This is a genomic window from Neisseria leonii (assembly GCF_028776105.2).
In the GTDB taxonomy this organism is placed as follows: domain Bacteria; phylum Pseudomonadota; class Gammaproteobacteria; order Burkholderiales; family Neisseriaceae; genus Neisseria; species Neisseria leonii.
The window spans coordinates 1,134,872-1,157,299 of sequence record NZ_CP145606.1; the positions used below are offsets into that span (position 1 = coordinate 1,134,872).

General features: G+C 59.5%; 17 protein-coding genes. 6 read left to right on the plus strand and 11 right to left on the minus strand.

The features are described from left to right. Positions 1 to 31: 31 nt before the first annotated feature. From ORY85_RS05435 to ORY85_RS05445, 3 genes are read left to right on the plus strand one after another with little or no spacing between them, the layout of a single operon-like run. Entirely contained in the window at positions 32 to 553 is a 522-nt protein-coding gene (locus ORY85_RS05435) for an RDD family protein (protein WP_274572008.1), read from the plus strand. Then, positions 550 to 4,158 carry an exodeoxyribonuclease V subunit beta gene (gene recB, locus ORY85_RS05440; RefSeq protein ID WP_274572009.1) on the plus strand — a complete coding sequence of 1,203 codons (3,609 nt, stop codon included), beginning with the start codon at positions 550 to 552 and terminating at the stop codon, positions 4,156 to 4,158. The genes ORY85_RS05435 and recB overlap by 4 nt, the downstream gene beginning before the upstream one ends. A 43-nt stretch (positions 4,159 to 4,201) precedes the next feature. Then, the gene (locus ORY85_RS05445; protein WP_274572010.1) at positions 4,202 to 4,741 is read left to right on the plus strand and encodes an isochorismatase family protein; all 540 of its coding nucleotides are present in this window, start codon (positions 4,202 to 4,204) and stop codon (positions 4,739 to 4,741) included. 329 nt (positions 4,742 to 5,070) lie between these two features. Here the strand turns inward: ORY85_RS05445 and tilS are convergent, their stop codons facing one another. Both tilS and ORY85_RS05455 read right to left on the minus strand, forming a co-directional pair. After that, on the minus strand, positions 5,071 to 6,411 hold the full coding sequence (gene tilS / locus ORY85_RS05450) for a tRNA lysidine(34) synthetase TilS (RefSeq protein ID WP_274572011.1): 1,341 nt from the start codon (positions 6,409 to 6,411) through the stop codon (positions 5,071 to 5,073). A 298-nt stretch (positions 6,412 to 6,709) separates the two neighbouring features. Then, the gene (locus ORY85_RS05455) at positions 6,710 to 7,669 is read right to left on the minus strand and encodes an acetyl-CoA carboxylase carboxyltransferase subunit alpha (RefSeq protein WP_274572012.1); all 960 of its coding nucleotides are present in this window, start codon (positions 7,667 to 7,669) and stop codon (positions 6,710 to 6,712) included. A gap of 236 nt (positions 7,670 to 7,905) precedes the next feature. Between ORY85_RS05455 and ORY85_RS05460 the strand changes: the two genes are divergently transcribed. Further along, positions 7,906 to 8,304 (plus strand): RNA-binding S4 domain-containing protein, encoded by a 399-nt coding sequence (locus ORY85_RS05460; RefSeq protein WP_274572013.1) that lies wholly within the window; start codon positions 7,906 to 7,908, stop codon positions 8,302 to 8,304. Between the two features lie 85 nt (positions 8,305 to 8,389). Beyond that, complete coding sequence (locus ORY85_RS05465) at positions 8,390 to 9,226, plus strand: neutral zinc metallopeptidase (RefSeq protein WP_274572133.1); 837 nt, start codon at positions 8,390 to 8,392, stop codon at positions 9,224 to 9,226. A gap of 327 nt (positions 9,227 to 9,553) precedes the next feature. On the opposite strand, the gene nqrM is transcribed toward ORY85_RS05465, so the two are convergent. From nqrM to ORY85_RS05480, 3 genes are all read right to left on the minus strand, one after another. After that, complete coding sequence (gene nqrM / locus ORY85_RS05470) at positions 9,554 to 9,754, minus strand: (Na+)-NQR maturation NqrM (protein WP_274572014.1); 201 nt, start codon at positions 9,752 to 9,754, stop codon at positions 9,554 to 9,556. A 12-nt stretch (positions 9,755 to 9,766) separates the two neighbouring features. Next, entirely contained in the window at positions 9,767 to 10,798 is a 1,032-nt protein-coding gene (locus ORY85_RS05475; protein ID WP_274572015.1) for an FAD:protein FMN transferase, read from the minus strand. A 126-nt stretch (positions 10,799 to 10,924) separates the two neighbouring features. After that, entirely contained in the window at positions 10,925 to 12,751 is a 1,827-nt protein-coding gene (locus ORY85_RS05480; protein ID WP_405030322.1) for a transglycosylase SLT domain-containing protein, read from the minus strand. A gap of 189 nt (positions 12,752 to 12,940) precedes the next feature. Here ORY85_RS05480 and tsaD point away from each other — a divergent pair, with 189 nt between their 5' ends. Then, positions 12,941 to 14,023, plus strand: a complete 1,083-nt coding sequence (gene tsaD, locus ORY85_RS05485; RefSeq protein ID WP_274572016.1) for a tRNA (adenosine(37)-N6)-threonylcarbamoyltransferase complex transferase subunit TsaD — start codon at positions 12,941 to 12,943, stop codon at positions 14,021 to 14,023. Between the two features lie 699 nt (positions 14,024 to 14,722). Here tsaD and ubiD read toward each other — a convergent pair. From ubiD to ORY85_RS05515, 6 genes are all read right to left on the minus strand, one after another. Further along, positions 14,723 to 16,201, minus strand: a complete 1,479-nt coding sequence (ubiD, locus tag ORY85_RS05490) for a 4-hydroxy-3-polyprenylbenzoate decarboxylase (RefSeq protein WP_274572017.1) — start codon at positions 16,199 to 16,201, stop codon at positions 14,723 to 14,725. A 240-nt stretch (positions 16,202 to 16,441) separates the two neighbouring features. After that, positions 16,442 to 17,416, minus strand: coding sequence for a dipeptide ABC transporter ATP-binding protein (locus tag ORY85_RS05495; protein ID WP_274572018.1), 975 nt, complete (start codon positions 17,414 to 17,416; stop codon positions 16,442 to 16,444). Then, entirely contained in the window at positions 17,413 to 18,402 is a 990-nt protein-coding gene (locus ORY85_RS05500; RefSeq protein WP_274572020.1) for an ABC transporter ATP-binding protein, read from the minus strand. The genes ORY85_RS05495 and ORY85_RS05500 overlap by 4 nt, the downstream gene beginning before the upstream one ends. Then, positions 18,402 to 19,310 carry an ABC transporter permease gene (locus ORY85_RS05505; RefSeq protein WP_274572022.1) on the minus strand — a complete coding sequence of 303 codons (909 nt, stop codon included), beginning with the start codon at positions 19,308 to 19,310 and terminating at the stop codon, positions 18,402 to 18,404. Before ORY85_RS05505 ends, ORY85_RS05500 begins: the two co-directional genes overlap by 1 nt. A gap of 150 nt (positions 19,311 to 19,460) precedes the next feature. Next, positions 19,461 to 20,474 carry an ABC transporter permease gene (locus ORY85_RS05510; RefSeq protein ID WP_274572023.1) on the minus strand — a complete coding sequence of 338 codons (1,014 nt, stop codon included), beginning with the start codon at positions 20,472 to 20,474 and terminating at the stop codon, positions 19,461 to 19,463. 131 nt (positions 20,475 to 20,605) lie between these two features. Beyond that, positions 20,606 to 22,243: an ABC transporter substrate-binding protein gene (locus tag ORY85_RS05515; protein ID WP_274572024.1), complete on the minus strand. Its 1,638-nt coding sequence runs from the start codon at positions 22,241 to 22,243 to the stop codon at positions 20,606 to 20,608. Positions 22,244 to 22,428: the final 185 nt, after the last annotated feature.

Consider the following 22,428-nt stretch of genomic DNA (forward strand, 5'->3'; position numbering starts at 1 on the left):
ACCACAGCCCCGATTTTGCGAAAGTCCGACCATGCCGCCCGCCGCACCGCTCAAACGCCGCACCGCCGCCCTGATTTACGAACTGCTGCTCGCCGCCGCCGTGGGCTGCGTCGCCGCCATACCTGCCGGTTTGGCCGCCCTGCTGCTCAATCCCGTGCTGCCCCAGCTGTCGAGCATCGCCGTTTCGCTGATTCTGCTGGCCGCCTGGTGGCTGTATTTCCGGCTCAACTGGCAGAAAAAAGGCCGCACCCTGCCGATGAAAGTATGGCATATCGGCCTGACCGACCGCCACGGCCGCCCGCCTGCAATGGTACAGCTGCGACTGCGCTTCGTCTGGGCATGTATTTTGTGGCTGTTTATTCCCATGCTGGCCTACGGCGTACTGCAACGCTGGGGGCAGATACCGCCGAAAACCGCTTTCGGTGCCGCCCTGATTTGGTGGCTGCTGCCGTGGGGCTTCGCCCTGCTCAATCCCGACCGCCAGTTCCTGCATGATTTTCTGGCCGGCACCCGCCTGACCGACACCCGCCCGCGAAAACGGAACACGCCATGACCGCCCAAGCCTTCGACCCGCTCGATATTCCGATTCAGGGAACCAACCTGATCGAAGCCTCCGCCGGCACCGGCAAAACTTACGGCATCGCCGCCCTGTTTTCCCGCCTGATTGTGCTGGAACAGATGCCGGTAGAGAGCGTGCTGGTGGTTACCTTTACCAACGCCGCCACCGCCGAACTGAAAAACCGTCTGCGCGCGCGGCTGGCCGAAATGCTTGCGGTATTGGAAGCCGTGCCGCAGGCTGCGGATGACCCCGCCGCCTTGGCCGAATACTGCCGAAGCCGCCATGAAGGCGATGATTTTCTGCCGCAAATCCTGCACAAAGCCTTGCAGAATGAAGCGCAAAACCGCGTGATTCTGCGCCTGAAAGCCGCGCTGTCCCAGTTCGACAATGCCGCCATCTACACCATTCACGGTTTCTGCCAGCGCATTTTGCGCGACTATGCCTTTTGGTGCGAATCGCCTTTCGACATCGAGCTGGCCGACAACCACGACCGCCTGCTGCTGACGGCGGCACAAGACTTCTGGCGCAAACGCGTTGCCGCCGACCCCGTAACCGCACAGGCGGTTTTCAGCGCACGGCTGACCCCGCAAACCCTGCTGGCCGGACTGCGCCGCCATATCGGCACGCCCGCCCTCGATTTCAGACGGCCTGAACCGGCCGACGGCCGCGCCCGTGCCGATGCCCTCGCCTGCTGGCAGCAAGTGCAGCCGCAACTGGCGCAGCTGGAAACCCTGTTTTGGCAGGTTCACCCCCAACTCAAAGCCAATATCTACCAAAAAGCCACGTTCGAACGCATCTTCGCCGCTTTACGGCAAACCCCGCCGCACCAACTGCCGCCTGCCGAAAAACTGGACAAATTCCGTGAAGAGGATTTGCGGGCCGGTTTGAAAAAAAATGCCGACATCGCCGCCGGAACTGTAAACTCCCTGAACGTTCTGGGCCGTCTGCACACCCGGCTGCAACAGGCCGCACAGGAAGACGAAAACATTCTGATTCTGCTGTCGCAGGATTTTCTGACCCATCTGCGCCAAACCTTGACCGCCGGGAAAAACCGCCGCCGCGAGCGTACATTTGACGACTTATTGGCCGATGTCCACCGCGCCCTGACCGAGCTGCCGCAAGCAGCCGCACTCGCTGCCGTACTTGCCCGAAACTGGCAGGCCGCCTTAATCGACGAATTTCAAGACACCGACCCGCAGCAATACGCCGTTTTCGAACGGATTTTTGTCGCACACGGCCGGCCGCTGTTTCTGGTGGGCGACCCCAAACAGGCCATCTACCGCTTTCGCGGCGCGGATATCCATGCCTATCTGTATGCCGCCGCCCGAGCCGGCCGCCGCTACACGCTGACCCGCAATTTCCGCAGCCATCACGCGCTGACCGGGAGCATCAACCATCTGTTCCGCCAAAAACACCGCCCGTTTATTCTGGCCGACATTCCCTATCCCGAAGTGGCGGCCGCACGGCAGAACAGCCGCCTGCACCCCGAACCGCCCGCTTTCACCGTGCGCTGGCTGCACGGCAGGGACAATGAACCGGCCAACAAAGCCGTTCTGGACACCCGCGCGGCAGAATATTGCGCCGACGAAATCGCCGCACAGCTCAATCAAGGCGCGGCAGGCCGTCTGAATATCGTCAGCGGCAGCGGTTCCCGCCCGCTCGCGCCCGGCGACATCGCCGTTTTGGTGCGCAACCGCAGTCAGGCCGCAGCGCTGGCCGATGCCTTGAAAAAACGGCGTGTCCAAAGCGTGATGATCCGCAAAGATTCCGTTTTCCATACCGCCGAAGCCGCAGCACTGGCCGCGCTGCTGCAATGGTGGCTCAACGCTTCGCACACCGACCTGCTGCGTTTTGTGCTGGCCGGACCGCTGTTCAAACGCAGCGCGGACGAACTGGCCGCGCTCAACGAAAACGAAGCGCAGATCAGTGCCTATATCACGGCTGCCGACCACGCCGTCGAGCTGTGGCAGAAGCACGGCATTTACACCGCCCTGCAATATTTCTCCGGCCGGTGCGGCCTGGAAACGGGGCTGTTGGCCTGCGGCGACGAACGCGCGCTCACCAATTATCTGCAATTGGCCGAACTCTTGGCCGCCGAAGACGAACACGGCCGCCCGTCCGCCGCACTGGCCGAATGGCTCAACCGGCAGATTCAGACGGCCTCCGACAGCGACGAACACATGCTGCGGCTGGAAAGCGACGAAGCCTTGGTGAAAATCATCACCATGCACGCGGCCAAAGGTTTGCAGTATCCCGTGGTGTACTGCCCGTTTCTGTGGTCGGTACAGGCTGCGCAAAACGACGGCTGGCAGGTGCTGCAATCGGCCGGCCGCCGCGAACTGCTCGCCCCGTCCCAACTGGATGCCGCCGCGCAGGAACAAATCGGCGCCGATCTGCTGGGCGAAGAACTGCGGCTGTTTTATGTCGCCCTCACCCGCGCCGAAGAGCAATTAATCGTGTATGCGGCGGCCGACCGCCAAACCGCACACCACCCGATCGCCCACCTGCTCGAAGGCACGCCCGATACCCCGCCGGCCGAAACCGCCAAAAGCTACCGTGCGGAAAAAGACACCGCCGCCATGCTGCGCCGAAACTGGCTGCGCCTGATGGAAAACGCGCCCGAAGACACATCGTTCGCCTGGTACGACACCCCGCCCGAACCCGCAGTTTATACACCGCCGCAAAGCGGACAGGCAGACGGCTTCACCGCGCGGGAATTTGCACCGCGCCCGTTTGAAGCTGTCCGCCAAACCAGCTTTACCGCCCTCACCCGCCGCCGCGAAGCGGCCGCACCGGACGAATGGCACAGCCGCATCGACCCGGGCGAAACCGCTGCCGGCACGCCGCCCGACACTCCGGATCCGGACAGCCGCGACGCTGAACCTGCAAACGGTATGGCCGCCTTCCCGCGCGGCATACAGGCCGGCCTGTGCCTGCACGACATTCTGGAAACCTTCGATTTCAGACGGCCTGCCGCCGAACAGCAGGCCCATGCGGCCGCCTGTCTGGCGAAACACCGCTATGAAGCGGATTGGCTGCCGGTTTTACTGCCCATGCTCGATGCCGTCGGCTGCACCACCCTCAACCCGCAGGGCGTGAGCCTGAGCAGCCTGCCGCCGGAAAAACGCCTGCCCGAAATGGGTTTTGTCATGCACGCGCACGACTTTTCGCCCGACCGGGTGCGCCGCGCGCTGGCAGCGGCCGGTTTGACCGAAACCTGCCTGAATGCGGCGGCCGCACTCGATTTCGACACGGTGCGCGGTTTTCTCAACGGCTTTATCGACATGACCTGCATGAGCGGCAGCAGCGAAGTGTGCATCATCGACTACAAATCCAACCATCTGGGCAACCATGCCGCCGACTACCGCACCGCCGCACTGAATGAAGCCGTGGCACACCACCACTATTACTTTCAGGCTTGGATTTACGCCGTGGCCGCCGCCCGCTATCTGCATATCCGCCGCTACCCGCTGCACACCGTGCGTATCCGCTATCTTTTCCTGCGCGGGCTGGACGGTACGGGCAACGGCGTGTGGCAGTGGGACATTCCCGCCGCCGCCCTGACACCGTGGCTTGAACAGACGCACAATCCCCGCTAATATCGTCCATACCCGTTTGGCATTTTCTATTCAGGAGAAACTTATGAACCCTGCCTTCCGCCCCGAAAACACCGCCTGTCTCGTGGTCGATATCCAAACCCGCCTGTGCCCTGCACTGCACCAGGCCGAAGCCATGACCGCCAACAGCATCACCCTGCTGCAAGGCCTGAACGCGCTCGATGTACCGGTCATGATCACCGAACAGTATCCCAAAGGTTTGGGACACACCGTCCCCGAAATCGCCGAGCTGCTCCCCGCCGCGCCTGTGGCGGAAAAAACCCGCTTCTCCGCCCTGACCGACGAAACCGAACACTTCCTGCGCGGCAAACAGCACGTCATTCTGATCGGCGCGGAAGCCCACGTCTGCATGCTGCAAACCGTGCTGGATCTGCGCGGACGCGGTTTCCATGTCTGGATACCGTTTGAATGCACCACCTCGCGCAACCCCGCCAACCGCGACAATGCCCTGACCCATATGCGGCAGGCCGGTGCCGTTGTCAGCAATGTGGAAAGCATTCTGTTCCTGCTGCTGCAAGATGCCAAACACCCTGTCTTCAAAACCATATCCGGCCTGATACGCTGACAGCCGATGCCCACGGCAAAGGCCGTCTGAAAACCCTGTTCCGGTTTTCAGACGGCCTTGATTTCTAATCGGCAGGCGGTACCGTATTGCCGATAAGTATCGCGAACCTGCCCTTTAATCGGAGAATGTCGGATTCGAGCATCCGGCCTGCACACCCGCCCTAGCGGGACGGATACTGATGCACGGCGCAATCCATCCGCTTTTTTCCTGCAATCAATTCTCTCCATAACCTTTTCACCGCGCACGGTGTTTCCAAACCCTGCTGTGCTCCGACAGGGTTGCCTCAGCCCGAGTAGCCCGAGTAGGTCGGATTCTCGAATCCGACACTTCTAAATATCCGCCACGGTAAAACCATCCGCCTCCCCAATCCGACGGTGCATCACCCAGCGCATCAACAGCGGCCAATACGGCAGCAGGCCGCCGCGCACGGTGTGGGTACGGGCGGCACTGATGCCGATCAGTGCAGCGCATTCGCCGTCGATTTCCAACACCGGCCAATCCGTGCGCAACAGCGGCGGCACGCCCGCTTCCTGCAATATTTTTTTCACCGTTTTGCTGCCGCCCGCCACCGCCATACGCTCGCCCGAGCGCGCGGGACGGATGCGGCCGTGTCGGGCGAAACATTCCGCTGCCAAGCCGTTTTCAGACGGCCGAAGCTGCCACAGGCCGTCTGAAAACAGGGTCTGCACGCAGCCTTCCTGCCCGGGCGGATAGGTTTGCCGCCATGCGGCTTCCAAAGCATACAGACGGCCTTGATGCGCCAGCAGGCTGCCGCCCGCCAAGAGCCAGCGGCCGCTGTCCGCGCGGCACAATACCCGGTCGGCATCGGCCAGCATGGTTCGGTTCAAACCGCCCAAACCGTTTTCCCGTGCAAAATTCAGCAACTGCCGCCGCCGCCGCCCGCTGCCCAAACCGCGCCACAAGGCCAAATCCAACACCCCGCCCCGGCACACCAGCGCGGCATCGGCCGCTTCGATTTCCGCCAACAGGGCCGCTTCTTCCTGCAACTGCGCCACCGATGCCGAAATATGGCGCGCCAAATGCGGCATATGCGTCCGCCATGGCGGCAGACCGCTGAGCCGCAGCCAGTTGCGCAAATAAATCTGATGGCCGTTGCTCGGATCTTCGATAAACGGTAAATGATGGCGCGCGGCATAAGCGGCCAGCTGTTCGCGGCTGTATGACAGCAGCGGCCGCCACAGGCATTTGTCCGCCAGCGGCCGTTCGCGCGGCATGGCCGAGAGCGCGCGCAGCCCGCCGCCGCGCAAAGCCGCCAGAAAAAACGTTTCGACCTGATCGTCGGCATGGTGCGCCAATGCCACCACTTCGGCCGGCGAGGCGGCAAACACACGGTAACGTGCCTGCCGCGCCGCCGCTTCCACGCCCGAACCGTCAGCCGCCACCCGTACTTTTTCCACCCGAAGCGGTACCTGCCAATCCGTGCACAGCTGCGCGCAAAACCGCGCCCATTCGTCGGCGGCCGTCTGCAAACCGTGATGGACATGCACCGCCTCCAACTCGAAACGGTGCACTTCGCGCAGGCGGCGCAGCAAATGCAGCAGCACCACCGAATCCAAACCGCCGCTCAGTGCGGTTTCCACCCGAATGCCTTCACGCCACACCTGCGGCAGCTGCGCCGCCAGCCCTTGCAGCCACGCCTGGTCCTGCATACCCTTCCTTCATCTTCAAAACGCAATGCGGTCTGAGCCGCGCCCAACTTGGCACAGGCCGTCTGAACCCGCACCCGGCTTCGGCTGTTTGCCGTTTTCAGACGGCCTGAACCGCCACGCTGCCCGCCCGCTCCAACCAAAAGCAAGCCCGAGCCATTCCAGTCAGATTCCCTAGCCCGACAAACTGCCGTCCGCGTACCGACTTCCGCCCGCCTGCCGGGCACCGGTTTTCAGACGGCCAAGCGCCGCAATGCCCAACAAAAAAGCAAGCCTGCGCTTGCTTTTCGGATTCTGCCGTTTATTTCTCGGCAAACTGCCCGTACGCCATAATGCGGTCGAAACGGCGTGTCAGCAAATCGGACAGAGGCATATCCTGCGCCCGCCGCAACTGGTCGGTCAGCACCTCTTTTACCCGCTTCATCAGCTCTTCATAATTGCGGTGCGCGCCGCCCAGCGGCTCTTCGATCACTTTGTCCACCAGATTGAGTTTTTCCAGACGGTCGGCCGTAATGCCCAATGCGGCTGCGGCTTCCGGTGCCTTCTCGGCGGTTTTCCACAAAATCGAGGCACAGCCTTCGGGCGAAATAACGGAATAAGTGGAATATTGCAGCATATTGACATAATCGCCCACCGCAATCGCCAGCGCACCGCCCGAACCGCCCTCGCCGATGACCGTACAGATGACCGGCACTTTGAGTTTGGTCAATTCGTACAGATTTTTACCGATGGCCTCCGACTGGTTGCGCTCTTCTGCACCGATACCGGGATATGCGCCGGGCGTATCGATAAACGTCAGCACGGGCAGGCGGAATTTTTCCGCCAGATGCATCAGGCGCAGGGCTTTGCGGTAGCCCTCGGGGCGCGGCATACCGAAATTGCGGCGGATTTTTTCTTTGGTATCGCGGCCTTTCTGATGGCCGACCACCACCACGCTCTGCCCGTTGAAACGCGCCAAACCGCCTACCACCGCATCATCGTCGGCAAAATGGCGGTCGCCGTGCAGCTCCTGAAAATCGGTACACAGCGCGGCGATGTAATCGAGTGTATAGGGACGCTGGGGGTGGCGGGATACTTGGGAAACCTGGGCGGGTGTGAGTTTGCCGTAGATGGATTTGGTCAGCTCCCTGCTTTTTTTCTGCAGGCGGGCGATTTCTTCGCTGATGTCCAAGGCCGATTCGCCCTGCACAAAACGTAATTCTTCGATTTTGTTGTTCAGCTCGGCAATCGGCTGCTCGAAGTCAAGAAAGACGGGCTTCATAAAATTTCGCTCCCTTTTAAACGGGTTGCCCCGCAAGACACACCGGAACCGGGGCGGCCGGCCGGCATCATCATTGCGGGTAAAAATCTTGTCGCAATGTACGCGATAATCCGCTTCGGGGCAAGAGGCCGTCTGAAAATTTAGAGTCAATATTTTAATGGAAAGGCATACGGCAGCAGCGGCTGCGCTGTGGTACACTGGACACCCCGAAACAATCCGGCAACGGCAGAAACGAGATGGCAGAATCCGACAGCCATACCATGCGCCTCGACAAGTGGCTGTGGGCGGCGCGCTTTTTCAAAACCCGTGCGCTGGCGCAGCGGCATATCGAGTTGGGACGTGTTTTGGTAAACGGCGCAAAAGTGAAAAACAGCAAATACATCGTGCCGGGCGACACAGTGCACCTGACACTCAACTCTCTGCCCTACGAGCTGACGGTGGCCGCACTCAACCACCAACGCCGTCCCGCACCCGAAGCCCGCCTGCTCTACCGCGAAAACGCCGAGGTAGCAGCAAAACGCGAACAGCAGAAACTGCTGGATCAGGCCTCGCGCATCAGCGCGGCCTATCCCGACGGCCGTCCGACCAAGCGCGACCGCCGCCAGATCGACAAGGTCAAACGCGGCAGCTGGTAGGCCGTCTGAAAACAGAGCAAACGGCCGCCCCGCTGTTTTATTTTTTGAGATTGTGATTGATTTACCCACCCGTAAGGATTTGATGATGCGCTGGCAAGGACGCAGACAGAGCAGCAATGTAGAAGACCGCCGTTCACAACGGACAGGCGGCAGAAAAACCACCGGCATTTTGGGGCTGATTGTCCTGCTGGTGGGCGCGTATTACGGCGTGGATCTGTCGGGCATCGTCGGCACCCCCCAGCTGGGCGGCGCACAAGTCCGGCAGTCCGCGCTCGACAGTAAACAGGAAGCACAGCTCAACGAACTGGCACGCGTGGTACTGGCCGACACCGAAAGCGTGTGGCAGCAGTATTTTGCCGCACAAGGTGCCGCCTACCGCCCCGCCACCTTGGTACTCTACTCCGGCGCCACCCAAACATCGTGCGGCACCGGCCAGGCGGCGATGGGGCCGTTTTACTGCCCTGCCGACAGCCGTGTCTATCTGGATTTGTCGTTTTACGAAGACATGCGTACCAAACTCGGTGCGGCCGGCGAAGCCGCATTCGGCTATGTGATTGCCCACGAAGTCGGCCACCATGTACAAAACCTGACCGGCGTACTGCCGAAAATCCATCAGGCACAGCAGCAGGCACGCAGTCAGGCAGAAGCCAACGCCCTTTCCGTGCGTTTGGAGCTGCAAGCCGACTGCTACGCTGGACTGTGGGCGAAATACGGCCGCGAATACCAATTGCTCGGCAACCGTGATGTCGAAAACATTCTGGCCGCCGCCGCTTCCGTCGGCGACGACCGCCTGCAACACCGCAGCGGCGCGCGCGCCGTACCGGAAAACTTCACCCACGGTTCATCGGAACAGCGTATGGCCTGGTTCCGACGCGGCCTGCAAAGCACCGATCTGAACCAGTGCAACACCTTCAAAGGCTGATAGCAGTAGGTCGGATTCTCGAATCCGACATGCCCGCCTATGCTTTACCTTAATCAATAAAGATAGTCGGATACAAGTATCCGACCTACACCTACGTCTGCCACGCCCCGACACCATGCCCAACCTGTGCCACATCATGAAAACCGAATCCGCACCCAATTAAAGCACAGGCCGTCTGAAAACCGTTATCGGCATATTCAGACGGCCTTTATGCGGGAATAAGGGATAAAGTCGGTCGGATTCTTGAATCCGACACACACCCGCATCCTTTACCGTTCTAAGATACAGTCGGATACAAGTATCCGACCTACACTGTTCTGTGATTTCTCAACCGTTTCTGCGTGCCTGCTCCATCTGTGCACGGCGGCGCGCACACGGGGTTTCGCAGTCGCACACTTTTTCGATGCCCAGCGCGGCAATGCCGCCGCAACTGCCTTTAATCTCGCGCCTTTTCACGATATAGCCCAAAGCCATACCGAAAATCACCAGCAGAAACAGTCCGAAAGTCATCAAAAAAACGGTCGTCATTTGTGTATCCTTTTATTTTTCGTCCAACAGGCGGCGCAAAGCCGGCGACATGCGGGTTTCAAAGCCCCCGTCGCGGTAAATAATCAAAAAAACAGGCAGATTCTGCGCTTCAGCCACCGCCATCGCCTCATCTTCGCCCAAGACAAACAAACCTGTCGCCAAGCCGTCGGCCGTTACCGCCTGCGGTGCCAGCACGCTCACCGATGCCAGACTGTGGCTGATCGGCCGCTGCGTTTTGGGGTGGATAATATGCGACAGCCGCTGTCCCGCCCCGTCCAGACGGAAATTGCGGTAATCGCCCGATGTGGCCAGCGCCATATTGTCCAGCGGCACCACCAAGCTGCCCGCCTGCCCCTGTGCCAAAGACGGCTGTTCGATGCCCACCTGCCACGGCTGCCCCTGCGGGTTCGTCCCCCTGCCGCGCAGCTCGCCGCCCACTTCCACCAAATAGCGCGACACACCCAAGGCTTCGAGGCGGTGCGCCAGCACATCGACACCGTAGCCCTTGGCAACCGCCGACAAATCCAGATAAACGCCGTCGGCTTTTTTGCCCAAAAACGCTTTGCCGCCGCTGCGGCGCAAGCTGATTTTATCGATGCCCGCCACTTCTGCCGCTGCGGCCAGCTGCCGCGCCGTCGGCTCGCGGGTAATCTTTTTATCGGGTCCGAATCCCCACAAATTCACCAGCGGCCCGACGGTAACATCCAGCGCACCGCGCGTGATGCCGTTCAGGCGTACCGCCTCGTCCACCACTTCGGCAAACCCCGCCGACACCGCCGCTTCACCCGCCCCCATGCGGTTGAATGCGCTGATTTCCGAATCTTCGCGATAGGTGGACATTTCGCGGTTGACCGATTCGAGCAGGGCTTCCAGCTCCTGCTGCACACGCTCCCGTGCCAAACCCTGCGGTTCGATGTATTTCACCGTATAGGTCGTCCCCATGGTCTGCCCCTGGATCACGGCCACGGCAGACGGTTCGCGCATACAGGCTGCCAGCAGCCACAGGCCGCCCCACAGCAGCAGTCGGCAAAACAGCCGCTTCATCTCGTTCCTTTACGGAAAAAAGCATATTTTAAACCAAAGCACACCGGTATGCCTATGGCGGCCGAGGCCGTCTGAAACCGCACCGGACAAGCGGTTTTCAGACGGCCTCGGTGCGGGACACGCTTCCTAACGGCGGGCGGGCACCACACCCATACGCGCTTTGAGCGAAGTTTGCGGCTCGTTGAACAGGCTCGCGTAATAAGTGGCGTTGGTCATGACTTTTTTCACATAGTCGCGCGTTTCGTCAAACGGAATAGTTTCGGCATAAACCGCACCCTCCAGCGGCACGGCGGCCTGCCAGTTGCGCGCACGGCCGGGGCCGGCGTTATAGCCTGCCGTCGCCATCACTTCGTTGTTCTGCAAACGGCGTTTGGCATCGCCCAAATACCAGGTTCCCATGCGGATATTGCCGTTCATGGTATAGAGTTCGCTGCTGTCCATACCGATTTTGGCCGCGATTTCGCGCGCGGTGGCCGGCATCACCTGCATCAGTCCCTGCGCGCCCACGCTGGACTGCGCACCCAGCATAAAGCGGCTCTCCTGACGGATCAGACCGTATACCCACGCCGGATCCACGCCCGCCTGTCCGGCATACGGCACGGCAATGTCGCGGAAAGGCGAAATATAGCGCAGGCGGTAGTTGAGTTTGTGGTCGGTACTTTCGGCGGTATTGACCGCCATTTCGTAAAACTGCCGCTCATAGGCCAGCTGTGCAGCCGCCAGTTTTTCATCTTCATTGAAGTGGCGAACGGCATAACGCCATTCGGCCTGCGCGGCACGGCGCATATTCCAGTTGCCGCTGCTCGCCTGAAACAGCGTCAGCGCACGGGAAACCGCACCGTCCTGCGCCATACGTTTCACAGCCTCCGGTTGTGCGTCCGCCACATTATTGCGTGTGCTGATGCGCCCGCCCAACTCTTCCGTTGCCATCACGGCATAGAAATTGCGCCCGCTCTGTGCCGCCTGACGGTACAGAGCGTCCGCCCGAGCCGCTTCCCCCTGTGCGGCCAGACTGCGCGCCATCCAATACTGCCACGTCGGATTCTGTTGCAGTTTGGCGGGCATGGCACGGATCACGGCCGCCAGTTCGTCCCAACGTTGCAGGCGCAAAGCGGAACGGGCATACCATTCGATTTGGTCGTCGGTCAGCTGCGCGGGCATGGCGCGCCGGTAATGCGCCAGCGCGGTATCGAAATTCTGTTTTTTCGCCTGATAATAGCCCAACACGCCCCACGCATAACCCGCCTGCTCGCGGGTCAGGCTGTCTTCCAGCGCGCTCAGGCGTGCGGCCGAAGCGGCAGACGAACGGCCGGACGGACCGATAATGTCGCGCAGCAGATTTTCCTGCGCACCGCGTCCGCTGCCGCTGTCCAGCGGACTGCCCAATGCGGCGGCCAAATTGCGCGCATCGGTGATTTGGTTCTGACTGATCAGACCCCGTACGCGCCGCCACGCCAGCTCACTGTCCAAACGCCCCTGTGCGGCACGGTTTTCAATCAGGCGGGTACAGCCTTCGGGCAGACGGCCGGTTTCATTGACCAGTTCGTCCGCCAAACCGCCGCCGGTTCCGGCCACCTCGGCATAACAGCGCACTTCCTGACTGCGCCCCGCCGCTTCAAGCTGCGCGTATTCGCGCATAAACGCCGCCCAATCGCCGCGTTTGGCCAGCGTTTTCAGCCACTCGTTGCGCACCGCCTCACCCATCGCGCTTTGGCTCTGACGGCGTAAAAAATCGGCCGCCGCCGCATCGTTTCCGGTCTTGGCCGCCGCCAGCGCGCTTTCATAAACGGCAAAATCGGCCAGCGTCTGTGCAGCGGGTTCCGCACTGCGCGGCGCAGCCGCAGCGGTTTTCGGCAGCCCGGGTTCGGCAGCGGTCGGCGGCGTTTCGGAAGTGGAACAGGCCGCCAGCAGCAAAGCTGCGGCAGTCAGCGAGAGTCCGGCAGTTTTCATCATAGATACCTTCTGGAAAAGCGGATACGGACGGCTGCATACAGCCGCTCCAAAACGCCCGATGATAACAGCTTTCCGCCCCTGCCAAGGGTAAGCGCAATGTAAAAAGCGGGCGTTTTTCCCGCTGCGGCGGCTGATGGGCGGACTGCTTTGCGTTAAAATACGCGTTTTCTGTTTTCAGACGGCCTGACTATGCGCGTTCTCGGCATCGAATCCTCCTGCGACGAAACCGGTGTCGCCCTCTACGACACCGATCTCGGCCTGACCGGCAACCAGCTCCACACCCAAATGGCCATGCACGCCGAATACGGCGGCGTGGTTCCCGAACTGGCCAGCCGCGACCATATCCGCCGTCTGGTGCCGCTGACCGAAGCCTGTCTGGCCGAAGCCGGTATCGGCTATCGGGACATCGATGCCGTGGCCTTTACCCAAGGGCCGGGCTTGGGCGGCGCGCTCCTGGCCGGTACGGCCTATGCCAACGCACTGGCTTTTTCACTGGGCAAACCCGTGATTCCCGTACACCATCTCGAAGGCCATCTGCTCTCGCCGCTGCTGGCCGACGACCGTCCCGAGTTCCCTTTTGTCGCACTGCTGGTGTCCGGCGGCCATACGCAACTGATGGCCGTATACGGCATCGGCGACTACCGCCTTTTGGGCGAAAGCATCGACGATGCGGCGGGCGAAGCCTTCGACAAAACCGCCAAACTGCTCGGCCTGCCCTACCCCGGCGGCGCGAAACTGTCGCAGCTGGCCGAATCCGGCCGCCCCCGCGCATTCTCCTTCCCCCGCCCGATGCTGCACTCGCGCGATTTGCAGATGAGTTTTTCCGGTCTGAAAACCGCCGTGCTGACCGCCGTCGAAAAAGTGCGTGCCGAACACGGCGGCGATGTCCCCGACGATGTGCGGAACGACATCTGCCGCGCCTTTCAAGATGCTGTGGTCGATGTTTTAACCGCCAAAACACATCAGGCATTACTCGATACGGGACTGCGCACACTGGTGGTGGCGGGCGGCGTAGGTGCAAACCGCCAACTGCGCGCCGCTCTGAACACACTGACCGTCCGCCCCGCCGCCAAAGGCCGTCTGAAACCGCCCGCCGAAGCCGTCCGCGTCTATTTCCCGCCGCTGCACCTGTGCACGGACAACGGCGCCATGATCGCCTTCGCCGGCGCCATGCGTCTGCAACAGGCAGAAACCGCCGGCGCCTTCGCCGTCAAACCGCGCTGGCCGCTGACGGATATCGTGCAGCCGCCGCTATCCGGTTCAGACAGATAACATCTGCACCAAAGAGGCCGTCTGAAAAGTATTTTGGTTTTTCAGACGGCCTGTGCGTTTCCATTGCCCCAAATATTTCAACCCGCAATGCCGTATCCGATAACCACCGATAAAATATCCGCCGTAGGTCGGATTCTCGAATCCGACAAAAGTGCGATGATGCTGGATTTAAAAATCCAACCGGCATAATGTCCGCCCAACCGTTAAACCGATTACCAAACGGCAGCGTGCGGCGGCAGAAGCCATGACGGACAGACTGCCGACATCAAAAGGCCGTCTGAAAACACATGTTCTGTTTTTCTGACGGCCTTCGGATCAAACCCAACCGGTTTTGATTCACAAAAATTCACACCTTTGTCGGATTCAAGAATCCGACCTACCTAACTACGCTTACTTAGGTGGTCGAAAGCTGTCTCGATCGATCATATGTTTGATTCTATTATCGACAATATCCCTTACTTGCTGCTTGCTTTCTCCTAACGCAGAAATAACAAATATAACCATTACTACCACAGTAGTCATGCCAACCAACCATAATATTTTTTGCATGAATATCCTTTCAAACAAATCATAAAAATAACGTGGAGATTATTTCCACCAGAACATTCTATATAGCGGTTGCCATCAAAAAGGCCGTCTGAAAACACTATTTGCGTTTTTCAGACGGCCTTTATATTTGAAAGATTTTTACGGCGGCGGTTACAGCCCCAAATCTTTCCACATTGCATCGACTTTTGCCGCAACGGCGGCATCTCGCACGATCACGCGGCCCCATTCGCGGTCGGTTTCGCCCGGCCATTTATTGGTGGCGTCCAAACCCATTTTGCCGCCGAGGCCGCTCACGGGGCTGGCAAAATCGAGATAGTCGATGGGCGTGTTTTCCATCAGCACGGTATCGCGCACGGGATCCATGCGTGTGGTAACCGCCCAAATCACTTCTTTCCAGTCGCGGCAGTCCACATCGTCGTCCACCACAATGATGAATTTGGTGTACATAAACTGGCGCAGGAAACTCCAACAGCCCATCATCACGCGCTTGGCATGACCTGCATACTGTTTTTTAATCGACACCACCGCCATGCGGTAGGAACAGCCTTCGGGCGGCAGGTAGAAATCGACGATTTCGGGAAACTGTTTTTGCAGCAGCGGCACAAAAACTTCATTCAGGGCCACGCCCAAAACGGCCGGTTCGTCGGGCGGTTTGCCGGTGTAGGTGGAATGGTAGACCGGGTTTTTGCGCATGGTGATGCGCTCGACGGTGAAGACGGGGAAATCATCCTGCTCGTTGTAATAACCGGTGTGGTCGCCGTACGGCCCTTCCAACGCGGTTTCGTCGGGGTGGATCACGCCTTCCAGTACGATTTCTGCACGCGCGGGCACCTGCAAATCGCTGCCGATACATTTTACCAACTCTGTACGCGAACCGCGCAGCAGTCCCGCAAACTGATATTCGCTCAATGTGTCGGGTACGGGCGTCACCGCGCCGAGAATGGTGGCGGGGTCGCAGCCGAGCACCACGGCCACGGGATACGGCACGCCCGGGCGGGCTTTTTTGTGTGCCTGAAAATCCAGCGCGCCGCCGCGGTGTGCCAGCCAGCGCATAATCAGTTTGTTTCTGCCGATGACCTGCTGGCGGTAGATGCCCAGATTCTGGCGTTTTTTGTGCGGCCCGCGTGTAACGGTCAATCCCCACGTGATAAGCGGTGCCACGTCTTCCGGCCAACAATGCTGAACCGGCAGGCGGCTTAAATCGACTTCATTGCCTTCGATAACGATTTCCTGACACGGCGCGTTTTTTACCACATTCGGCGCCATGCTCCAAATGTCTTTCAGCAGCGGCAGTTTGGCAAACGCATCTTTAATACCCTTTGGCGGCTCGGGTTCTTTCAGATAAGCCAGCGTGCGGCCGATTTCGCGCAGCTTGGCCACGCTGTCCGCCCCCATGCCCATCGCCACACGCTCGGGCGTGCCGAACAGATTCGCCAGCACGGGATAATCATAAGTGCGGCCGTCTGAACCGACGGGGTTTTCAAACAGCAGCGCAGGCCCTTCGGCACGCAGCACGCGGTCGGCGATTTCGGTCATTTCCAAATGCGGCGACACGGGCGCGGTAATACGTTTGAGTTTGCCCTGCTGTTCGAGCATGGCCATAAATTCGCGTAAATCTCGGTATTTCATGATGTGGCTTTCAGACGGCCTGCCTGTGGCCGTCGGTTCGGGCAGGCGGCGGTTTGACCATAAATATACGCACAGGCTTGGCCGGGATAGCTGTCCGCATGGAAACTGTCTCAGGCAAGCAACCTGCCGCTGCCCATACAGCGGTAACCGCATCATTCGCAAATGCCGCCCGACGGACAAAATGAAAACAGGCCGTCTGAAAAAACGGCAACCCGTTTTTCAGACGGCCTAGATTATCGCTTATGCGGCGATTTCTTCCAAGCGCAGACAGGCAACTTTCCGCCCGTGCCATTCGCGCAGCTGCGGCTCTTCGGCGGCACAGCGCGCCACGGCGTGCGGGCAGCGGCGGTGCAGCGCGCAGCCGGTGGGCGGGTTGAGCGGGCTGGGCAGTTCGCCGGAAAGTTTGAGCTGGATATTCTGCCCTTTCAGACTGGGTGCGGCAGACAGCAGGGCTTGGGTGTAGGGGTGCAGCGGCCGCTCGAATACGGCACGGCTCTCGCCGTGTTCCACCGCTTTGCCCAGATACATCACCATAATGTCGTCGGCCACATGTTCGACCACGGACAGGTTGTGCGAGATAAACACATAAGCCGTATGGTATTGCGCCTGCAAATCCATAAACAGGTTCAGCACCTGCGCCTGAATGGAAACGTCCAGCGCGGAAGTCGGCTCGTCGGCCACCACGATTTTCGGGTTCAGCATCATGGCACGCGCCAGGGCAATCCGCTGGCGTTGGCCGCCGGAAAACATATGCGGGTAGCGCGAAGAATGTTCGGGACGCAGGCCGACGGTTTTCATCATTTCCACCGCGCGCGCGTAGCGTTCTTTTTTGCTGAGTTTGGTGTGTATCGCCAGCGGCTCCATCAACTGAAACGCAATGGTTTGGCGCGGATTGAGGCTGGCGTAGGGATTTTGGAACACCATTTGGATTTCGGTGCGCATTTTTTTCAGTCCGCGCGCCGACAGCTTGGCGGTTTCCACGCCGTTGACCGCCAGCGAACCGCTGCTGGGGGCTTCAATCAGCGTCAGCTGGCGCGCCAGCGTGGATTTGCCCGAACCCGATTCGCCCACCACGGCCAGCGTTTTGCCCGCGCGCAATTCGAACGAAATGCCGTTGAGTGCCTTCACCACCTGCCTGGGTTTGCCCAAACCGCCGCCCACCGGATAGTGGCGGGCGAGTTCACGCGCCTGTAAAACGATTTCCGGGCCACTCATTTCACGCCCCTCCATTGGGTTAAATTATCCGCAACACAGCGCACGCGGCCGTAAGGGGCGGCCAGCATGGGCGGCGGCAGCGCGCAGGCTTCGCGCACATACGGGCAGCGCGGCGACAGCAGGCAGCCGGCGGGTCGGTCGTATTGGCTGGGCACGACGCCGGGCAGCGATTTCAGACGGCCTTCGCCGGCGGAAAATTCGGGAATCGCTTCCAACAGGGCCTCGGTGTACGGGTGGGCGGGAGACTCGAACACCTGCGGTACTCTGCTCTCTTCCACCACCTGCCCCGCATACATTACCACCACGTTTTCGGCATGCTGCGCCACCAGCCCCAAATCGTGGGTAATCAGAATCATCGCCATGCCGCGCTCCTGTTGCAGGCGGTGCAGCAGGTCCATAATCTGCGCCTGAACGGTAACATCCAGCGCGGTGGTCGGCTCGTCGGCAATCAGCAGTTTCGGCTCGCAGGCCAGCGCCATCGCAATCATCACACGCTGGCTCATGCCGCCCGACAATTGGTGCGGATAGGCTTTCAGACGGCCTGCCGCATCGGGAATTTCCACCAGTTCCAGCAGCTCCACCACGCGGTCGCGCGCGGCGCGGCCTTTGAGCCCCAAATGGACTTTGAGCACTTCGGCAATCTGCATTTCGACAGTAAAACTGGGGTTCAGGCTGGTCATCGCGTCCTGAAAAATCATCGAAATGTCTTTGCCGATGATGCGGCGTTTTTCGCGCGCGCTCATAGCCAGCATATCGCGGCCGTTAAAATGCAGTTTGTCGGCCCGAACCGCTGCCGTATCCGGCAGCAGCCCCATCAGCGCCATCATCGACACCGATTTGCCCGAACCCGATTCGCCCACCACGGCCAGCACGCCGCCTTCGGCCACATTCAAACTGACAGCGTCCACCGCACGGAATGCACGCGCACCCCGCCCGAACGTTACTTGCAGATTTTCGATGTTCAATAAAGGTTGCTTCGCTTCCATTACGACACCTGTTTCAGTTTCGGGTCGAGCGCGTCGCGCAGGCCGTCGCCCGTCAAATTAATCGACAGTGCGGCGATGAAAATCGCCAAACCGGGGAAAACCGCCATCCACACATTGCTTTGGATATATTGGCGCGCATTGCCCAGCATCGCGCCCCATTCGGCCGACGGCGGCTGTACACCCAAGCCCAGAAAGCCGATCGCGCCCGCTTCCAGAATGGCGGAAGAAAAAATCATGGTGGCCTGAACAATCAGCGGCCCCATGCAGTTGGGCAGCACGGTAATCAGCATCAGGCGCGGCAGCCCCGCCCCCATCACGCGTGCGGCGGTAACATAGTCTTTTTGCAGTTCCACCAGTGCGGTGGCGCGGGTGATGCGGATAAACGGCGGCATACACACCAGTGCAATCGCCAAAACCGTGTTGGTCATCGACGGGCCGAGAATGGCGGCAATGATAATCGCCAGCAGCAGGCCGGGGTAGGACATCAGAATATCGTTGAGCAGCATAATCAGTTTGCCCGCCGATTTCGGCCAGAAGGCGGCAGCCAAACCGAGGCAAACCCCCGCCAGCATGGCAATCAGCGTGGCGGCCAGACCGATCAACAGCGAATAGCGGCTGCCGTAGAGAATGCGCGACAGGGTATCGCGGCCGGCATCGTCAGTGCCGAAAATAAATTCCGCCGTACCGCCGAAAAGCACGGGCGGCAGCTGTTCTTTGCCGGCATGGAGGATATTGGGATCATACGGCGCGATCCACGGTGCCAGCACGGAAGCCAACACCAACAGCAGCAGCACCAGCAGGCCGGCGGCCGCGCCTTTGTTTTTCAGGAAAGCCGCCGCAAACTGCTGCCATTCGCCCGGCGGTTTGAGCGCCGTGGCGGCAGAGGGCGCGGGAACGCTTGAAGTCATAATGTGTTCCTTTTTTGTTTTTGGTACCGTATCGGCGGCAGCGGGTCAAATACCGCTGCGAACCGGAAACCGGCTTTTATTTTTCCGTATTGCCCGTTTCAGACGGCCTGCCGCTTCCAAGCACAACAGAGGCCGTCTGAAAACCGGCATTTAAGCATGACGGATACGCGGATTAATCAGGCCGTAGGTAATATCCACCAGCAGGCTGATGAGCATCAGCATGGTGGCCACCAGCAGAATACCGTTCTGGACAATGGGATAGTCGCGGCTGAAAAAGCCGTCGAGCAGCCAAGTGCCGACTCCCGGACGGCTGAAAATGGTTTCGGTCAGAATCGCGCCGGCCATCAGGGTTGCCATTTGCAGGCCGACCACGGTAATCACCGTAATCATCGTATTGCGCAGAACGTGTACGAGAATAATGCGCGCAGGCGAGAGGCCTTTGGCTTTGGCGGTGCGGACATAATCTTCGCCCAGCACTTCGAGCATGGCCGAACGTGTCATACGCGCAATCATGGCCAACGGAATGGTGGACAAAGCCACCGCAGGCAGTATCAAATGTTTGACCACATTCCACAGTGCGCCCGCATCGCCCGACACGGCCGCACCCAACAGCCAGGAACCGTACAGCGGCTGCACATCGATATAGCGGATCACATTAATCACGCCGGATACGGGCAGCCAGCCCAGATAGTGCGCGAAAATACCGGTCAGAATCGGCCCCAGCAGGTAAATCGGCATCGAATAGCCCGCCAGTGCGCCGCTCATCAGCACATAATCCAGCCAGCTGCCGCGCTTTAAGGCGGCGATGATGCCCAAGGATACGCCCGCCAAGGAAGCAATCACAATGGCGCACAACGCCAATTCCAAAGTGGGAACGAAATATTGGAAGAAGTCCTGTAAAACAGGCGTACGGGTGCGGAACGTCTCGCCGAAATCGCCGCCGAGGATTTTCAGCAGATAATCCCAATACTGCACGATAATCGGTTTGTCCAAGCCCAAACGCTGCATCATGGCTTCGCGGACGGCCAGATCGACTTTGTGCTCGCCCATCATCACCAGTACCGGATCGCCCGGCACCAGACGGATCAGCGTGAACGTGGTAATCGTCAGGCCGATATAAATCGGCACCATCAGCAGCATACGGCGCAAAATATACGGAAGCATAAGCCTTACTCTGGTTGCGGTTTGCAGAATTATTGTTGTTATCGGGTGTTTTCAGACGGCCTTGCCATGCCGTCTGAAAACGCGAAAACACCGGTTTGCCCGCAAAGGCAAATCGGTGTTCGGACGGCGTATTATTCTACGCTGACACCTTCAAAACGGGTGCTGCCCAAAGGTTCGAGCACATAACCTTTGACGTTTTTCGCCAACAGTGCGTCGGTTACGGAGTGGGCGATGTAAACGGCCGGTTTCTTCTGGACAAGCTGGGCCTGTGCGTTCAGATACAGCGCGGTACGCTCGTCTTTATCGGTGGTCGAACGGGCATCGAGAACGGTCTTGTCGAACTCTTTGTCGCAGAAACCGCCGTAGTTGGATCCGCCCACCGCGCCGCAGCTGAGCAGGTTGCCGAACCAGTTGTCCGGATCGCCGTTGTCGCCCGTCCAGCCGATCAGCATGGTATCGGCTTCGCCTTTTTTACCCCGGCTGAGGTATTCGCCCCATTCGTAAGTAACCAGCTTGGTGTTCAGCCCCACTTTCGCCCAGTCGGCCTGAATCATTTCGGCCATCAGCTTGGCGTTCGGGTTGTACGGACGCTGAACCGGCATATACCACAGCTCGATGGCCGCATTTTCCTTGCCCGCCTCTTTCAGCAGGGCTTTGGCGCGCTCGGGATCGTATGCCGACGGTTTCAGGTTGGTATCCACGCCCCACTGGCTCGGCGGCAGCAGGCCGGCGGCGCGTTTGCCCGCACCGGCAAATACCGCATTGATAATCGCGTCTTTATCGATGGCCAGATCCAGAGCTTCGCGTACGCGTACATCAGAGGCGATGCGGCCTTCGCGGCTGTTCAGGCTCAAATAGCCGGTGTTGTAGCCCTCGCGAGACTCGACATTGACTTTACCCGATTTTTTCGCCGCTTCCACTTCGGCTACTTTGTTGTAGCGCGACAGGCTGCACTCGCCCGCTTCCACTTTCTGCGCGCGTACGCCGGAATCTTTGGTAATCGAGAAAATCAGGTTGTCGAGTTTGACATTGTCTTTGTTCCAGTAGTCCGGATTTTTCACATAACGGATCTGCTGGTCTTTCTGATACGACTTCAAGACAAACGGGCCGGTACCGACAGGCTGGGTGTTGATGTCGGCATGTTTGCCCGCCGCTGCCAGCTTGTCGGCATATTCGGCCGACAGGATATAGGCAAACGGCATCGCCAGATTTTGCAGGAAGGGTGCATTGACTTTGTTCAGCGTGATTTTGACGGTGTTGTCGTCCACTTTTTCAACCGAAGCGACATCTTCCACCATGCCCATATCGGCCGCATAGGGGAACTCGGCCGGATACGCGGTGTTGTACGGGTGCTTCTGGTTCAGCATACGCTGCAAGGTAAACACCACATCATCGGCATTGAAATCGCGGCTCGGGGTAAAGTAGTCGGTAGTATGGAATTTCACGCCCTGACGCAGTTTGAAGGTGTAGGTTTTGCCGTCTTCGGATACGTCCCAGCTCTCGGCCAGGGCAGGTTCGACATCGGTGGTGCCGATTTTGAACTGTACCAGACCGTTGTACAGCGTATGCGCGGAAGCATCAAAGGTGGCACCGTCGGTAAACTGGCCGGGGTCGAAGCCGCTCGGGCTGCCCTCGGAGCAGTACACCAGCGTCGCATTACTGCCGGAAGCAGCCCCCCCCCCCGCACTTTCTTCTTTTTTGCCGCCGCAGGCCGCCAAACTCAGGGTCAGCGCAGCCAGCGCGGTCAATTTAAACAGTGGTTTTTCCATACTCGACTCCTTAATTTAATTTTCGATTATTCTTGATTCCGTCCCGACAAAAGCCGCTTCTGCCCGGTAACAGACGCAATATATATGTGAAAAATTGTTCACGCAAGCCATTTAATTGTTAAGAATGAAACAAAACCAACAGAAAGGCCGTCTGAAAATGCATCAAACAGCATTTTTCAGACGGC

Coding starts and splice junctions, on each gene's coding strand:
- ORY85_RS05435 (WP_274572008.1), top strand. CDS start 32: ATGCCGCCCGCCGCACCGCTCAAACGCCGCACCGCCGCCCTGATTTAC.
- recB (WP_274572009.1), top strand. CDS start 550: ATGACCGCCCAAGCCTTCGACCCGCTCGATATTCCGATTCAGGGAACC.
- ORY85_RS05445 (WP_274572010.1), top strand. CDS start 4,202: ATGAACCCTGCCTTCCGCCCCGAAAACACCGCCTGTCTCGTGGTCGAT.
- tilS (WP_274572011.1), bottom strand. CDS start 6,411: ATGCAGGACCAGGCGTGGCTGCAAGGGCTGGCGGCGCAGCTGCCGCAG.
- ORY85_RS05455 (WP_274572012.1), bottom strand. CDS start 7,669: ATGAAGCCCGTCTTTCTTGACTTCGAGCAGCCGATTGCCGAGCTGAAC.
- ORY85_RS05460 (WP_274572013.1), top strand. CDS start 7,906: ATGGCAGAATCCGACAGCCATACCATGCGCCTCGACAAGTGGCTGTGG.
- ORY85_RS05465 (WP_274572133.1), top strand. CDS start 8,390: ATGCGCTGGCAAGGACGCAGACAGAGCAGCAATGTAGAAGACCGCCGT.
- nqrM (WP_274572014.1), bottom strand. CDS start 9,754: ATGACGACCGTTTTTTTGATGACTTTCGGACTGTTTCTGCTGGTGATT.
- ORY85_RS05475 (WP_274572015.1), bottom strand. CDS start 10,798: ATGAAGCGGCTGTTTTGCCGACTGCTGCTGTGGGGCGGCCTGTGGCTG.
- ORY85_RS05480 (WP_405030322.1), bottom strand. CDS start 12,751: ATGATGAAAACTGCCGGACTCTCGCTGACTGCCGCAGCTTTGCTGCTG.
- tsaD (WP_274572016.1), top strand. CDS start 12,941: ATGCGCGTTCTCGGCATCGAATCCTCCTGCGACGAAACCGGTGTCGCC.
- ubiD (WP_274572017.1), bottom strand. CDS start 16,201: ATGAAATACCGAGATTTACGCGAATTTATGGCCATGCTCGAACAGCAG.
- ORY85_RS05495 (WP_274572018.1), bottom strand. CDS start 17,416: ATGAGTGGCCCGGAAATCGTTTTACAGGCGCGTGAACTCGCCCGCCAC.
- ORY85_RS05500 (WP_274572020.1), bottom strand. CDS start 18,402: ATGGAAGCGAAGCAACCTTTATTGAACATCGAAAATCTGCAAGTAACG.
- ORY85_RS05505 (WP_274572022.1), bottom strand. CDS start 19,310: ATGACTTCAAGCGTTCCCGCGCCCTCTGCCGCCACGGCGCTCAAACCG.
- ORY85_RS05510 (WP_274572023.1), bottom strand. CDS start 20,474: ATGCTTCCGTATATTTTGCGCCGTATGCTGCTGATGGTGCCGATTTAT.
- ORY85_RS05515 (WP_274572024.1), bottom strand. CDS start 22,243: ATGGAAAAACCACTGTTTAAATTGACCGCGCTGGCTGCGCTGACCCTG.